This window comes from Micromonospora chokoriensis (assembly GCF_000718555.1).
Lineage (GTDB): Bacteria > Actinomycetota > Actinomycetes > Mycobacteriales > Micromonosporaceae > Micromonospora > Micromonospora chokoriensis_B.
The window spans coordinates 45,992-61,023 of record NZ_JOAN01000002.1 but is presented as its reverse complement, the minus strand read 5'-3'; the positions used below and the strand labels follow the sequence as shown (position 1 = coordinate 61,023).

General features: G+C 71.3%; 8 protein-coding genes. 3 read left to right on the top strand and 5 right to left on the bottom strand.

Going from position 1 to position 15,032, the window contains the following annotated elements:
* Positions 1–172 precede the first annotated feature (172 nt).
* Positions 173–5,635: a carboxyl transferase domain-containing protein gene (locus IF46_RS0103805; protein ID WP_030486857.1), complete on the bottom strand. Its 5,463-nt coding sequence runs from the start codon at positions 5,633–5,635 to the stop codon at positions 173–175.
* A 368-nt stretch (positions 5,636–6,003) separates the two neighbouring features.
* Between IF46_RS0103805 and IF46_RS0103800 the strand changes: the two genes are divergently transcribed.
* Both IF46_RS0103800 and IF46_RS0103795 read left to right on the top strand, forming a co-directional pair.
* Positions 6,004–7,260, top strand: a complete 1,257-nt coding sequence (locus IF46_RS0103800) for a phosphodiester glycosidase family protein (protein ID WP_030486856.1) — start codon at positions 6,004–6,006, stop codon at positions 7,258–7,260.
* A gap of 133 nt (positions 7,261–7,393) precedes the next feature.
* Complete coding sequence (locus tag IF46_RS0103795; protein ID WP_030486855.1) at positions 7,394–8,491, top strand: winged helix DNA-binding domain-containing protein; 1,098 nt, start codon at positions 7,394–7,396, stop codon at positions 8,489–8,491.
* 37 nt (positions 8,492–8,528) lie between these two features.
* Here IF46_RS0103795 and IF46_RS0103790 read toward each other — a convergent pair whose 3' ends face one another.
* Positions 8,529–9,602 (bottom strand): hypothetical protein, encoded by a 1,074-nt coding sequence (locus IF46_RS0103790; protein ID WP_030486854.1) that lies wholly within the window; start codon positions 9,600–9,602, stop codon positions 8,529–8,531.
* A gap of 317 nt (positions 9,603–9,919) precedes the next feature.
* On the opposite strand from IF46_RS0103790, the gene IF46_RS0103785 reads away from it, so the two are divergent.
* The gene (locus IF46_RS0103785; protein ID WP_030486853.1) at positions 9,920–10,666 is read left to right on the top strand and encodes a cellulose binding domain-containing protein; all 747 of its coding nucleotides are present in this window, start codon (positions 9,920–9,922) and stop codon (positions 10,664–10,666) included.
* Positions 10,667–10,720: 54 nt separating this feature from the next.
* Here the strand turns inward: IF46_RS0103785 and IF46_RS0103780 are convergent, their stop codons facing one another.
* The 3 genes from IF46_RS0103780 to IF46_RS0103770 form a co-directional block, all read right to left on the bottom strand.
* A complete protein-coding gene (locus IF46_RS0103780; protein WP_030486852.1) occupies positions 10,721–11,518 on the bottom strand; it encodes an SAM-dependent methyltransferase in 798 nt (265 codons plus the stop codon).
* A gap of 129 nt (positions 11,519–11,647) precedes the next feature.
* Positions 11,648–13,369 (bottom strand): dipeptide ABC transporter ATP-binding protein, encoded by a 1,722-nt coding sequence (locus tag IF46_RS0103775; RefSeq protein WP_051723614.1) that lies wholly within the window; start codon positions 13,367–13,369, stop codon positions 11,648–11,650.
* On the bottom strand, positions 13,366–15,030 hold the full coding sequence (locus tag IF46_RS0103770; RefSeq protein ID WP_036390993.1) for an ABC transporter substrate-binding protein: 1,665 nt from the start codon (positions 15,028–15,030) through the stop codon (positions 13,366–13,368). Before IF46_RS0103770 ends, IF46_RS0103775 begins: the two co-directional genes overlap by 4 nt.
* Positions 15,031–15,032: the final 2 nt, after the last annotated feature.

Below are 15,032 nucleotides of genomic sequence, written 5' to 3'. Positions count from 1 at the left end.
CGGTGTGGAACGCTCACTGACGAACTGTTGGTCGCGATGCTCGTCGGTGAGGTTCGCGTACGGCGGTGAGGAATAACCCACCGATGTCAGCGCGGTTCCGATGAGGATGACCAGGAACGCAGACGTCGGCCCGCCCCGGAAAGGGGCGGGCCGACGTCTCTGCCGGTTCCTGCTAGCTCAGACGGCTCTCAATCGCCTCGATGATGCGCGGACGCAGCTCGGCGGCGCGGATGACGGCATCCACCGAGCCGACCTCGACCGCGCGGTGGATGTTGTGCACCCGGTCGAACTCCGCGGCCACCTCGCCGAGCTTCTCCGCGCGCACCGACGAGCGCAGCTCGTCGAGTTCAGCGGTGAGCGCGGCGCGTTCGGTGCCGGCCGAGGCGGCCACGCGGGCCTCCAGGTCCCGCACCCGCGGGTCGGCCGCCGTACGGGCGTTGACGTCGGCGGAGAACACCACGGCGGCGGCGGGTGCGCCACCGAGCACCGAGGCGAACGAGCCCTCCAGCGCCAGCACCGTCATGTTCGGGTTGAGCGCCTTCGAGAACACCACGAACGCACCGCCGTGGTAGCGCGAGATCACGCAGAAGACGATCGGACCCTGGAAGTTCACGATCGCCCGGCCGATCTCGGCGCCGTACTCCAACTGCAGCTTGCGCATCGACTCCGGTGAGCCGTCGAAGCCGGACAGGTTCGCCAGCACGACGAGCGGCCGGTTGCCGCTGGCCGAGTTGATCGCCCGCGCGGCCTTCTTCGACGAGCGGGGGAAGAGCGTGCCCGCCGTGTAGGTGTCCGGACCGTCGGTGGGCGGGAAGCCCTGCCGCGGCACCGACCGGGACTCGATGCCGAGCAGGCAGACCGGGATGCCACCGAGGTGGATGTCCTGTACGACCGCGGTGTCCGCGTCCGCCATGCCGGCCCAGCGCTCCAGCACCGGGTGGTCCTGGTCGGAGAGGGCCCGCATCACCGTACGGATGTCGAAGGGCTTCTTGCGGTCCGGGTTGGCCTCGACGGAGAAGATCTCCCCGACGGTGGCGAAGGCGCTGCCCGCCACGTCGTGCGGGAAGCCGGAGATGTCGCGGTCGGCCGGGTCGGTGGTGACCGCCCGCCGCGGCGCGTCCTCGCCGGGCGCGACGTACGTGTGGTCGTAGTGCGCCATCACCACGTCCCGTGCGGCCGTCAGGTTCGGTGCCCAGTACTGCGCCTGCCCGTTCGGCCCCATCACCCGGTCGTAGCCACCGATGCCGAAGTTGTCCTCGGCGGACACCCCACCGGAGAAGTCGAGCGACTGCTTGCCGGTGAGCACCATCGCCGAGTCGGGCGTCATCACCAGGATGCCCTTGGTGTGCATGAGCATCGTCGCCTCGGCGTTCCAGTACGGCTGCGCGCCGACGTTGATGCCCGCGACGACGATGTTGATCTCACCGCCGGCCTGGGTGAACTCGACGATCCGCTTGAGCGCGGCCGCCACCCAGTCCATGTTCTCCGTGCCGGAGGTCATCGAGATCCGGGCACCGGCGGAGAGCGCCCACCACTCCAGCGGAACCTGCATCCGCTCGGCCAGGTCCAGTGCGGCGATCACCCGCCGGCACTCCGGCTCGGACAGGGCGCCCAGCGACTTGGTCGGGTCACCGAGCAGCACCACCCGGGTCACACCCTGCGGGTAGCGCTCGGTCGGCGTCGTGACCACCCCGGCGACGATGGCGGCGCTGTTGCGCCCCTTCGGCCGGCTCACCGGCACCAACTCGTGCGCGTCGTCGAGGTCGTGCTCGACGAAGTCACCGAGCCGGCCGGTCAGCTCGTACGGGTACACGGTGTTGCGGCTGCTAGCACGCAGCACCTTGAGCCGGTACTCGTCGAGCGGCTCGATCGGCTCGACCGGCGGCTCCCCGACGGCCAGCTCGGCGCCGCCCGCGGCGTCGAACGAGATCCGTACGGCGATCTTGGTCAGCTCGCCGGTGTGGCGGTCGCGTTGCCGCGCGATGAAGAGGATCTCCTCCAGGCCGGCACCCGCGGTCGTCGGGCGGACCCGCCCGGCGATCATCTCCATCTCCTCGCGGGTCAGCTCGCTCGGCGGCCACACGTAGACCACGATCCGGTTTGTGTTGAAGCGCGTCTTCGACGGCCGCAGCGACTGGGCGCGGCGGATCGAGTCGAGGCAGGCGGCGATGGCGTCCTCGGTGGTCGGCAGCGCGACCAGGCGGCCGTCCTGCTCGCGAAGCTCGGTCAGATCCCGCACCTGCGCGAACGCGACGAGCCGCTCGTCGGACCGGTTCTCCCGCGCCACGCACTGGAAGAGGTAGACCTCCTCGTCCGACGACGGCAGCCGGGTCAGGTCGAACTTGTGCAGCCGCTCCAACTGCATCCGCTGCGCGATGTACGGGTGCAGACCCCGGATCAACCGGTCCTCGGTCATCGCGTCGTTCGACGGGCGGAAGGTGAAGTGGTGGTGCATGACCGCCCCGCCGCGACCCGCGACGGTGGTGGTCAGCCGACGGACCTGCGACGGCAGCGGGTGCGCGGCGATGACCTCGGCCAGCGCGGCCGCCATGGCGTCGAAGTCCTCCGGCTGGTTCTCCCAGCCGAGGTAGATGTCGGCGTCCACGGCGTCCTCGCCGGTGGCCAGCTCGGCCAGCCCACGCAGGGCGCCACCCAGCGCGTCGAAGCTCACCGCGGCGGAGACCACGCTCGAGTCGGCCCGTTCGGCGACCACGAACGTGCAGCCCGCGACCTCGTGGGTACGCACGCTGGTGAGCGCGCGGTTGCCGTAGTAGCGCCGGGTCAGCACCTCCAACATGACCGCGTTGTCGAGGTGGTCGCGCACGAGCCGCTGGCCGAGCAGCCGGACCAACGGCTCGGTGCTGCGGACCATCTCGGCGATGCGCTCGGCGCGGTCCGCCGCGTCCGGGTGCGCGTCCAGGTGCCGCAGGTGCCCACGGACCTGCGCGTAGACGCGGGCGCGGTTGCGGCGCAGCAGCGGCTGGGCGAACCAGGCGAACACCACGCCACGGGCGAGGTCGGCGACCACGGGGAAGCGGACCTGCGTCGCGGCGATCAGTCGCTCCAGCGCGAGGCCGGCCGGCTCGCGCAGCGTCTCGTCCGGCGGGGTCTCCCGCAGCCAGGCGCGCAGCAGCGTCGCCACGACCGTGGCGTCCACGGACGCGCGCTGCTGGGCCAGGAAGATCCGGAAGACGGCCGCTTCGAGGGCGGGGGAGCGTTCCAGGTCGGTGACGCCGTACCGGCCGAGCGCCTTGCCGAGCCTGGTCTGGAAGGAGGCCGGCAGACCGGCCCGCTCGACGTCGAGGCTCTGCAGGTAGGTGTGGAAGTACTCCCGGGCGCTGTGCACGTGCGCGGCGCCGCCGTCCTCACCCGTCGGCCGGTTGCGGCTCAGCTCGGCGAGGTCGGCGAACACCTCGATGAGGTCGAGTTCGGCGGCCAGGGGCCGCTTACCGGCCTCGGCGGCCACCTGCCGCGCGGTGAGGTAGCCGTCGAGCACCCGGCGGTCGTCGTGCGGGTCGACGTCGAAGCCGAGCAGCAGACCCCGCAGGTCCTCCTGACCGCGCCTGCTGCGCTCGTCCGCCGGCATGTCGGCGGCGGCGGTGGGCAGGTCCAGTTCGACGGTCTCGGCGATCGGGTCGTCGGCGGCCTCGTCGGCGTCATCCGCGAGCGGCTCCAGGCGCAGCAGCGGCGCACCCGACTCCACCTGGCTGCCCACCGAGACGGCGCACTCCTTCAGCCGCGCCTTGAACGGCGCCCGCAGCACCGTCTCCATCTTCATCGCTTCCAGCACCAGCACCGGGGCACCCGCCTCGACCTCGGCGCCGACCTCCAGCGGCGTGGCGACGACAAGCGCGGGCATCGGCGAGCGCAGGACGCCACCCTCGTCCCGGCTGACCCGGTGCGTCACGCCGTCCACCTCGACCAGGTGGGTCGGCCCGTACGTGCCGGTGAGCAGGCGGTAGCGGATGCCGTTGACGACGATCTGGCCGGTGTGCCGGTCGAAGCGGTCGAGCTCGACGTCGGCGGTGCGCACGACGGGCCCGGACTCGATACCGACCCGGAACCGGTGCGCGCCGACGCGGGCCACGCGGGTGCGGTAACCGACGCCGCGCAGCTTGAGGTCCAACGGTCGACCGCTGGCGTGCTGCACCTGCGGGCGACCGCCGGCCGCCGTCGACAGCAGCCGCTGCCGCTCGACGCGCTCCTCCTCCTCGTACGCCTCGATGGCGGCGGCGGCCAGGGCGACCGCAGAGTGGCGGTGGGTGACGAGCCGGCCCTCGCCGCGGACGCGGTCGATCCAGCCGGTGTCCGCGCTGGCGTCGATCACCTCGGGCTGGTCGAGCAGGTCGAGCACGAAGCTCTTGTTGGTCGCCCCGCCTTCGATGATCACCGTGGTGTTCGCCATCGCGCGGCGCAGCCTGCCGAGCGCCTCGTCGCGGTCGCGGCCGTACGCGATGATCTTCGCGATCATCGAGTCGAAGTCGGCCGGGATGGTGTCGCCCTCGCTGACGCCGGTGTCCACCCGGATGCCGGGGCCGCTGGGCAGGTCCAGCCGGGCGATGCGGCCCGGCGATGGCGCGAAGTCGCGGTCAGGGTCCTCGGCGTTGAGCCGCGCCTCGATGGCGTGCCCGCGCTCGGCCGGCGGCGTGCCTTCGAGTCGCCCACCGGCGGCGACGTGCAGCTGGGCCTTGACCAGGTCGAAACCGCATGTCAGCTCGGTGATCGGGTGCTCGACCTGCAGGCGGGTGTTGACCTCCAGGAACGCGAACAGCCGGTCGCCGGGGTGGTAGAGGAACTCGACGGTGGCCGCGCCCCGGTAACCGACCGCCACGGCCAGCCGCTCGGCCGACGCCTTCAACTCGGCGGCCTGCGCCGGCTCGAGCACCGGTGACGCCGACTCCTCGATCACCTTCTGGTTGCGTCGCTGCACCGAGCAGTCGCGGACGCCGAGCGCCCACGCGGTGCCCTGCCCGTCGGCGATCACCTGGACCTCGACGTGCCGGGCCCCGGTGACCAGGCGCTCCAGGAACACGATGCCGCTGCCGAACGCCCGCGCCGCCTCCTGGCTGGTGCGCTCGTACGCGTCGACCAGCTCGGCCTCGTTCCTGATCACGCGGATGCCGCGTCCGCCGCCGCCGGCGGTCGCCTTCAGCATCAGCGGGTAGCCGACCTCGGCTGCCGAGGCCTGGGCGGCGGCGAGGGTCTCGACGGCGCCGCGGCTCCACGGCGCGACCGGCACGCCGACCTTCTCGGCGATCAGCTTCGAGCCGATCTTGTCGCCGAGTTGGCGCATGGCGTCCGCGCTCGGTCCGATGAACGTGACGCCGATCTTCTCGCACAGCTCCGCGAACGCCGGATCCTCGGCGACGAAGCCCCAGCCGACCCAGGCGGCGTCGGCCCCGGTCTCGGTCAGGGCGCGCTCCAGCAGCGCCAGGTTGAGGTACGGGCGGGCGGACGCCGGGCCCAGGTCGTGGGCGATGTCGGCTTCGCGGACGAATGTGGCGTTGCGGTCGACATCGGTGTAGAGGGCTACGGTTTCGAGCTGGCTGCCGGTCTCCGCGGCCAGCTCGCGGACCGCGTGGATGAGCCGCATGGCGGCTTCACCACGGTTGACGATGGCGACACGGTTGAACACCCGAAAGACCCCTTAGCTAGACCTCGACCTGCAGGCCGCGAGACGACGGCTCCCTGCAGTGATCACCTTTCCGCGTGGCGGCTGCCAGCGCTATGGCGCAACCACCGAACCAACAGTCCCTCAGTTGTAGGAAGTGCACAAAACTTTTTGGCACCCCCGAGGGCTGCGTCGACCTCCGCCGGCCCGGGTCGACCTGCCCGACCCGCTCCGGTAGTTGATCAAGAAGGTGTGGGCGGTTCACGTCCACAGCCTCCCGCGTTCACCCCTGGGTGATCGGCTGGCCAGGAAGATCATCGCCGGCCGGTCAACCGCCAGCCCGGTTCGACCCTCCCGGCCCAGGCCAGGAACGCACCAAGAAAGGAGCGGCAATGAGGTCACTGCACCTCGTACGCCCACAACTGGCGCTGCTGCTCGCGGCGGGGCTGACCACGCTCGTGACGCCGGCCGGCATCGCCCACGCCGCGACCGCCACGGTACCCGCGACGGACACCCCGATCACCTTCACCTCGACCGAGCAGCTCGCCCCCGGCGTCACCTACGGCTCGTTCCAGGTGACCACGCCCCGGGGCGTCACCGTCGGTTACCTGCTCACGGCCGACCTCAAGAAGAACAAGGTCTCCCTGGACCTGCTGCACCCCGACACGGTCGCGCAGCGCAAGGTCATCTCGGCGATGACGAACGAGCAGGGTGCCGTCGCCGGGGTCAACGGCGACTTCTTCAACAACAGTGAGACCCACGCCGGCGTCACCCCGACCTACTCGTCGTCCGGTCCGGAGATCGCCGACGGCGAGGAGCTGAAGTTCGCGGTGCCGACCGCGCAGCGCTTCGGCCCCGGCCTGGCCCCCGGCACCTCGACCCGGGACGTGTTCGGTGTCGGCGTGAACGGCAAGGCGCGCGTCGACACCCTGAGCCTGGACGGCGAGGTGCGCAGCAAGAAGGGCACGATCGCGCTGGGCGGCCTCAACCAGTACGCGCTCCCGGTCGACGGCGTCGGCCTGTTCACCGCCGACTGGGGCACCGCCTCCCGGGTCCGGGCCACCTGCGGCACCGACACCAGCCGCAGTGACCCGTGCAGCACCCACACCTACGAGGTGACCGTCCGCGACGGCGTGGTGACCGCTGTCGGTCAGGCGCCCGGCGCGGGCGCGATCGCGGCCGACACTCAGGTGCTGGTCGGCCGTGAGGGCGGCGCGGACGCGCTCGACGACCTCGTCGTCGGCGACCGGGTGCAGGTGCGCGAGAAGCTCTCCTCCGCCGGCAACCCGAAGTTGATCTTCGCGGTGGGTGGCGCGCCGATCCTGCGCGACGGTGCGCCGCTGGTCGGCCTGGACACCAAGACCGCCGCGGTACGCAGCGCGGCCGGTGTCAGCCCCGACGGCCGGACCGTGTACCTGGTCGCGCTGGCCGGTCGCGCGCCGGCCAGCGCCGGGTTCACGATCGCCGAGCTGGCCGACCTGATGCGCTCGCTCGGCGCGGACGCCGCCGTGAACCTGGACGGCGGCGGTTCGAGCACGGTCGCCGTCCGCGAGCCCGGCCAGGCGGCGGCCACCGCCCGCAACAGCCCGTCCGACGGTACGGAGCGAATGGTCGCCAACGGCATCGGGATCTTCGTGGGCAAGCACTGATCGGTGCACCCCGCTCGAATTCGCCCCGCCCGGTGCCGCCGGACGGGGCGAATTCGGATCCGGCCACCAGAGCGAGCCGCGTACCCGAGACTGTCGCCCCCGGTCAGACAATGGGACCGACCGAAGGGACCCGATGACCGTTCTCGACACCCGGGCGCTCAACCGCGCGACGCTCGCCCGGCAGTTGCTGCTCGACCGTGCCGACCTGCCGGCGCTCGACGCCGTCGCCCACCTCGGCGGTCTCCAGGCCCAGGAGCCGCAGGAGCCGTTCATCGGGCTCTGGTCGCGCCTTCGCGCGTTCGACCCGGCGGTGCTCTCCGCCCTGCTGACCGAGCGGCACGTGGTGCGTACCCACCTCATGCGCCGTACCGTGCACCTGCTCGGCGCCGATGACGTCGTGGCCTGGCGAGCCCGTCACGACGCCATGCTGCGCCAACGCGTGCTCGGGGTCTACCGCAGCGAGCTCGACGGGGTGGACCTCGACGATCTCGCCGTTGCCGCGCGGGCGGTGGTGGCCGACGGTGAGCCCCGCTCGATGCCCGAGATCGGGCGGGCGCTCGGCGAGCGCTGGCCGACGCCGGGGCCGCGGGTGCTGGGCGAGATCGGGGTCGCGCTGCTTGCGATGACACAGGTGCCGCCGCGCGGGGTGTGGCGGGCGAAGGCGGGCGCACGCTACGTCCTGCTCTCCGCGTGGCTGGGCCGGCAGGTTGCCCCGCCGAGCGCGGAGGGCGTCGATCCGGTCGGCCAGCTGCTCGTACGCCGATATCTGGCCGCGTTCGGCCCGGCGGCCACGGCCGACCTGCGCGCCTGGTGCGGTCTCGCCGGGCTGCCGGCCGCGGTGACCGCGCTGCGCGACGAGTTGGTGACCTTTCGCGACGAGCGCGGCCGGAAACTGATCGACCTTGCCGACGCGCCTCGCCCCGACCCGGAGACACCCGCCCCGGTGCGCTTCCTGCCGGCGTTCGACAACGCGATCCTCGGCTACGACGACCGCAGCCGGATCATCGACGACGCCCACCGTGGCCTCTCGGTGGCCGGCGAGCGCGTGGTGCTCGTCGACGGCCGGGTCGCGGCGACCTGGCGCGTCGAGTCGGGCACGGTGACCGTCAGTCCGCTGCGCGGGCTCTCCCGCGCGGACCGGGCCGCCGTGACCGAGCAGGGGCAGGCGCTGGCGTCCTTCCTCTCCGACAACGAGAGCGACCGGGTACGGGTCGATCCGTCTCCCCGGTGACGGGCCTGGCGGGTCCGACACCGGGGAGACGACGACATCAGTCGACGGTCGGTGGTGCCGTCCGCGCCGCCTCGGCGAGCGCCGCCGCCGCGCCGGCGTACGGGTTGTAGCTGTAGGTGCGGGCCAGACCGGTCGGCACCGTGAAGTACGCGGCCGCCAGTTTTGCCGGGTCGCTGGCGATCTCCCCACGCGCGGGGACGTCGTTGCCGTCGTCCCAGCCCCAGGGCGCGTTGGCCGAGTTGGTCGAACAGCTCCAGGTGCCGGCGCCGCAGTCGCCGGAGGTGTCGCCGGCGAAGGTGCCCAGGCTGGCGAAGAGGCTCGCGTTGGCGCGCTGCGCCCACAGGCCGCCAGCGGCGAAGATGTCGATCAGCTGATACCGCACGTCGCGGTCGTTGCCGTTGCTCGGCGTCTCGGCCACGGTCGACGGGTAGTAGACCAGGCCGTCACCGTTGATGTCGTACTGCGGGTGCGCCTTCAGGCCGTGACCCTGCGCCTCCTGTGCCGTCACCGGGTGCTGGAACGTGTCGTGCGGTGACGCCTGGAACCGCAGGGTGCCGTCCACGCTCTCCCCGCCGCTGGTCCAGGTGCTGCCGCTCGGCGTGTAGGAGAAGAAGTCGCTGTGCGCGACGGTGACGGCCGAGCGTAGGACGCCGTACGTGGAGCCGTCGCGCTCGATCGCGAACAGCGCGCCCTCGCCGTCGTTCTCGTGCTCGGTCTCGAAGAACGGGTGGTCGGTCCAGTCGCGAGGGTGGAAGAAGAAGTACGTGATGTACCAGTGGGTGCTGGTCTCCACGACCGAGTAGTACGCGTGCGCGGCGAGCGTGGCACCTGCCTGGCCAGCCCGGTCCCAGTTGTTGCGCCCGTCCAGGTCACCGTCGAAGTCGACCCGGGTGAGGTAGTCGGACTGACCGCCCAAGGCGTGGCTGCCGGTGGCATCGACGTCCTGGTAGTGGATGGGCGCCCAGCGCAGCGCCAGTTCGGCCCGGCTGACGGCGGCGTCGGCGGGGGCCGGCGCGGCCAGTGCCCCAGTCGCCAGCGCTGCTGCGGCGCCTGCCGCGATCAGTGCCCTCACCACCCGGGGTCGCCGGGTCGTGCTGCTTGCGTCGAGCATGGTGTGCTCCCGTGTCCGAATGAATAGACCGCAATGGATCATTCTCGCCGCGGACGCCCGATGGGTGTCCCTGCGGCGAAGAAAAAACGGACGATGTTCGACGAGAACGGGATCAGCTTGTATCGATGCCCCTTGGCTGCCATGCTGTGGTTCGGTCGTGCTCGGGGAGCCAGCGCGCACCACACTCCCTCCGGCCCACGGGGCGCACGAGGTGGCCATGCCGCCCGTGCCGGGCAGCCCACGTCGGCGGCCGGAAACCCGAGCGCGGCACCGGCCACCACTGTGGTCATCGGTGTCCGGCAACCACGGAGGTACCGATGCTTCGCATGTTCCTCGCTGTCACGACCATGGCGCTGGCCGCCTGGACCGGGACGACCAACGCCGCTGAGGCGACACCGGCGGCCACGCCAACACCGACGCAGTCGGCCACGCCTACACCGTCGCCCACGATCACCTGCCCACCGGCGTTGCCGATCACCGCGAACGTGACCGGGGCCACCACCACGAGCCTGACCATCTCGTACTCCATCTTCTTCCGCCCGCCCTGTGGCTACGACCCGCCGATGACCGTCAGTCTCTTCGCCAGCCGCGAGGACGCCCAACAGTGGCGGGCGCCGGTGGCCGTGGCCGTCTCCGGGCCGGAGCGCAACGGCTCGGTGACCATCGACGGGCTGACGCCCGGCACGGAGTACTGGTACCGGTTCACTGACGTCGAGGGCCGGCGGGATCCGTACGTGATCGCCTCGGCCCGGACCGCCTCGCTGACCTCGTGTCGCGCGACCGCGACTATCGACGCCCGCTGGGGCAGCGGCTTCGTCGTGACGGTCACGGTCCGCAACAGCGGCACCCTGCCGTTGGACCAGTGGCGCGTCTCCTGGCGGCGGGCCGGTGACGAGCGTGTCCAGACGGTCTGGGGCGGGGTTGCCGAGACGGCCGGTGCCGACGTCACGGTCCGCAACGCCTCCTACAACGGCACCCTGGCGCTGGACGGGGTGACGACGTTCGGTCTGCTCGTGGCGACCAGCGCGGTGCCCGACGGCCTGACCCTGGCGTGCGAGCGGTGAAAGACGTCCGCCCCGCTTCCGGCGATGGCGAAAGCGGGGCGGACGTCGTATCGCTCAGGGCTTGCGGGCCACCGCGCCGTAGGCGTCGATGCCGACGGCGTCGGGCTCGTCCGCTCGCCACAGGGGGATCGGCACCAGGCCCGGCTCCACCATCATCAGCCCGTCGAAGCAACTTTCCAGCTCCTCGGGACTGCGCAGGATGTACGGAACTCCGCCGCTCTGCGCCAGCCGGTCGGCACCGGAGACCACCGCCGGGCTGGTGTTGGTGCCGTCCCAGAGCACCAGGTGAGAGCCGGACGGCATCGCGTCCATCGTGCGCCCGACGATCGAGCGCACCACGGCCAGGTCGGGCTCGTAGCCCATCACGCCCATGTACATGACGGCGATGGGCTGGTCGAAGTCGAGCGTCTGCGCCGCCTCGGCGAGGATCTTCTCCGGGTCGTGGTAGTCGGCGGGGACGTAGGTGGTGACCCCCTCCGACGTCGTGCTGGCCAGCAGTGCCCGTGCGTGCACCAGCACCATCGGGTCGTTGTCCACGTAGACGATCCGTGAGTCCGGCGCGATGCCCTGGGCGACCGCGTGCGTGTTCTGCATGGTGGGCAGGCCGGTGCCGATGTCCAGGAACTGCCGGATGCCCGCCTGCGCCGCGAGGTAGCGCACGGCCCGCACCAGGAACACGCGCGACTGCTGCGCCATGAGGACGATCTCCGGGTAGACCTCGGCGACGGCATCGCCGGCCGCCCGGTCGGACTGGAAGTTGTCCTTGCCGCCCATCCAGTAGTTCCAGATTCGGGCCGCGTGCGGCACGTCGGGCTGAAGCTTCGCGGTGAGTTCGGGGTCCGGGCCGGCCATGCCAGGCTCCTATCGAGGGGTCGTCAGCTGGAGGTCACCACAGCGGTACGACCGGGATCGTACTCCGGCGATGTCCACAGGGGACTGGCGGTGGGCACAGCGGCGCGTACGGACGCAGGTTCGTCGTCCTCAGGGCGAGGCGAGGGTGAGTTGACGCCACGCCTCGCGCCGCAGTGCCTGCCGGGTCGGGTCGGCAACCGGCGCCGCCGCCAGGAGCCGTGCGGTGTACGGGTGTCGGGGCGCCCGCAGCACCGTCTGCACTGGGCCCTCCTCCACGACCCGACCCCGATGCAGCACCGCCACCCGGTCGGCGAGTTGCTCAACCACCGCCAGGTCATGGCTGATGAACAGGCAGGAGAAGCCGATCTGGCGCTGAAGTGCCAGGAGCAGATCCAGGATCCGTGCCTGCACCGAGACGTCCAGAGCGCTGGTGGGCTCGTCGGCGATCAACAAGGCCGGATTCAATGCGATGGCCCGCGCGATGGCCACCCGTTGCCGCTGCCCGCCGGACATCTCATGAGGGTGGCGGTCGTGCAGGCGCGACGGTAGCTCGACCGCCTCCAACAACTCGTCGACGCGGCGGCGTTGCGCGTCGGGGCTCAGGTCGGTGTGCAGCGACAAGGGTTCGGCGATGCTGGCTCCAACCGTCCGGCGAGGGTTCAGGGACGACGCCGGGTCCTGGAAGACGATGCCGAGCTGAGAGCGGAAGTTTCGCAGTTCACGCCGGGTGGCGCGCCCGACCTCGACTCCAGCGACGGTCACCGTGCCGGACGTCGTCGGGAGGAGCCCGGCCAGCGCCCGGCCGATGGTCGACTTCCCGGATCCCGATTCGCCGACCAGGGCGACCATCTCGCCCTGGTCGATGTGCAGGCAGACGTCGTCGACCGCCCGGACCGGGTGGCCGCGTCGCCGCCCCGGGTACTCGACGACGACGTTGCGCAGCTGCACGACGGGTGGCGGCAGCGTCGGGTCGAGTGGTTGCGGCTCGGGCGGCTGCGGCGTGCCCGGTTCGGCGAGCCGCAGCTCCGGCAGTCGGGGTACGGCGTGCAGCAACGTCCGGGTGTACTCGTGCCGGGGCGCGCTGAAGAGCTGCGCCGCGGTGGCCTGTTCGACGATCTGACCGTCGCGCAGCACCACGACCGTGTCGGCGACGTCGGCCACCACACCCATGTCGTGGGTGATGAGGAGAACGGCCATGTCGAGCCGTTTGCGCAGGTCGCGGAGGAGATCGAGGATCCCGGCCTGGACGGTCACGTCCAGTGCGGTGGTCGGCTCGTCCGCGATCAGCAGGACCGGGTCGCAGCTGATGGCCATCGAGATCATCGCCCGCTGGAGCTGCCCGCCGGAGAGTTCGTGCGGGTACGACCGGGCCACTCGAGAGGGGTCGTCCAGGCCGACGGTGCCGAGCAACTCCAGGACCTGGGCGGCTGCGGCGGCTCGACGGACCGGACGGTGCGCCCGGATCGCCTCGGCGATCTGGTCGCCGATGGTGAAGACCGGGTTCAGCGCGGTCATCGGCTCCTGGAAGATCGTGCCGATCCGGCCGCCGCGTACCTCGCGCAGCAGGCGGGGCTCCGCGCCGATCAATTCGGTGCCGGCCAGGGTGATGCTGCCGCTGACCCGGGCCGTGGCCGGCAGTAGGCCGAGGGTGGCCATCGCCGTGACACTCTTGCCCGAGCCGGACTCGCCGACCAGGGCGAGCACCTGGCCGCGGTGCAGCTCGAAGGACGCGTCGTGGACCGCTTGGTGCGTCTCGCCATCGACCTCGAACGAGACGGCCAGCCCGGCCACCGCGAGCAGCGGTGACCGGGTGGCCTTCGTGAGGTGTGGCTCCGTGGAGGAAACCGTCATCCCTGCTTCAGCGATACCTTCAGGTAGTTCGGATAGGCCGGGAAGGCGGGCACGAAGAAGTTCTGCACCTTCGAGCCGTGCAGGAACGAGTTCTTCGTGTAGGTCAGCGGCACGACCGGCGCGTCCTGGAGGATGAGCTTGTCCGCCTGGGCCCACAGCGCCTGGGCCTTCGCCGGGTCGGTCTCGGCCGTGGCCTGCTCGATCAGCTTGTCGACCTCAGGCGAGGAGTAGCGGGCGCTGTTGTAACCGCCCCCACCGATCTCACTGGACGCGAAGAGCGGCTGGATGTTGCCGTTCGCGCTCGGGAAGTCCGGCTGCCACGAGGCCACCGTCAGGTCGTAGTCACCCTTGTCGCCGCTGACCTCGGCGGTCCAGGCGTCGTCGTCCACCGGCTTGATGGTCACCGTGATGCCGACCCGCTGGAGCCCCTGCTGGATGGCCTGGGCCTTGGCGAGACTCGGCTGGTCGTTCTCGGACAGCAGCGTGAGCTTCAGGCTCGTCTGGCCCGCTTCGGCGAGGAGCTGCTTGGCCTTGGCCACGTCCCCCGAGGGGTCGGCGGGGTAGAGGTTGTAGTCGACCCGACCAGCGATGCCGGGGGTGATCAGCGTGCTGGCCAGGTCGCCACCGATGGCGCCGCCGTTCGCGATCTGGTAGGCCCGCTTGTCCACGGCGTACTGGAGGGCCTGGCGGACCTTGAGGTCCTTCAGCGGCCCTCGCTGGGTGTTGATCGCCAGGTAGGAGAGCGCCCCGGCGTCCGAGGTGACCAGCCGCTGCTTCGCGCTGGCGTTCTGCGCGATCTGCACGAGCTGTGCGGGTGGCACGAAGCCGGCGCCGAAGGCGGACCTGTCGTCGCCCGAGTCGGTGATGAGGCGCTGCGCCTGGACCGTGGTGTCCTGGCCGAGCTGGAAGACGACAGTGTCCGGCCCGGCGGTGCGGACCTGGTCGGTGGCGGCGTCCCAGTTCGGGTTGCGGGACAGCTTCACCGCGACGCCCTGCTGGTACGACTCCACCTGGTAGGGGCCGGACGCGACCGGGTTCTGGTTGTACTTCTTCGGGTCGTCCTTCGCCTTCGGCACCGGGGTGAACGCCGGCATGGAGACGATCCAGGGCCAGTCGCCGTACGCGGTCTTGAGGTGGAAGGTGATGGTCTTCGCGTCCGGCGTCTCGACCGAGGCCAGGTTCGCCCCGGCGTACGGGCCCTTGTACTCGGCCCCGCCCACGAGCAGGCTCTTGTGATAGCCGAGGCCGCCGGAGAGTTCCGGGGCGAAGGAGCGCTCGATGCCGTACTTGATGTCGGCGGCGGTGATCGGCGCGCCGTCGGCGTACTTCAGCCCGTCCTTCAGGGTGTAGGTCCAGGTCTTGCCGCCGTCGGTGGTCTTTCCGGTGTCCGTGGCCAGGTCCGGAACGACCTGCGCCGGCTTGCCCGGCTGGACGTCCCAGGTGGTGAGCCGACGCAGCACCAGGCCGAGCGTGGTGATCGCCAGGTTCTGGCTCTTGGCCGGGTCGAAGTTGACGTCGCTGGCCGCGCTGAGGATCGTCAGCGTGCCGCCCTTCTCGGTGGCCCCGGTCGATCCGCCGGCGTCCGGCTTCACGTCCGGGTTCGCGTTGCATCCGGCCAGGGCCAGGAGGGCTGCGAGCGCGAGTGCGCTGCGTCTTTTCATCG

Excerpts from the sequence above, each read along its gene's own strand:
- IF46_RS0103795 (WP_030486855.1), top strand. The coding sequence starts at position 7,394 with ATGACCGTTCTCGACACCCGGGCGCTCAACCGCGCGACGCTCGCCCGG.
- IF46_RS0103790 (WP_030486854.1), bottom strand. The coding sequence starts at position 9,602 with ATGCTCGACGCAAGCAGCACGACCCGGCGACCCCGGGTGGTGAGGGCA.
- IF46_RS0103770 (WP_036390993.1), bottom strand. The coding sequence starts at position 15,030 with ATGAAAAGACGCAGCGCACTCGCGCTCGCAGCCCTCCTGGCCCTGGCC.
- IF46_RS0103775 (WP_051723614.1), bottom strand. The coding sequence starts at position 13,369 with ATGACGGTTTCCTCCACGGAGCCACACCTCACGAAGGCCACCCGGTCA.
- IF46_RS0103785 (WP_030486853.1), top strand. The coding sequence starts at position 9,920 with ATGCTTCGCATGTTCCTCGCTGTCACGACCATGGCGCTGGCCGCCTGG.
- IF46_RS0103800 (WP_030486856.1), top strand. The coding sequence starts at position 6,004 with ATGAGGTCACTGCACCTCGTACGCCCACAACTGGCGCTGCTGCTCGCG.
- IF46_RS0103780 (WP_030486852.1), bottom strand. The coding sequence starts at position 11,518 with ATGGCCGGCCCGGACCCCGAACTCACCGCGAAGCTTCAGCCCGACGTG.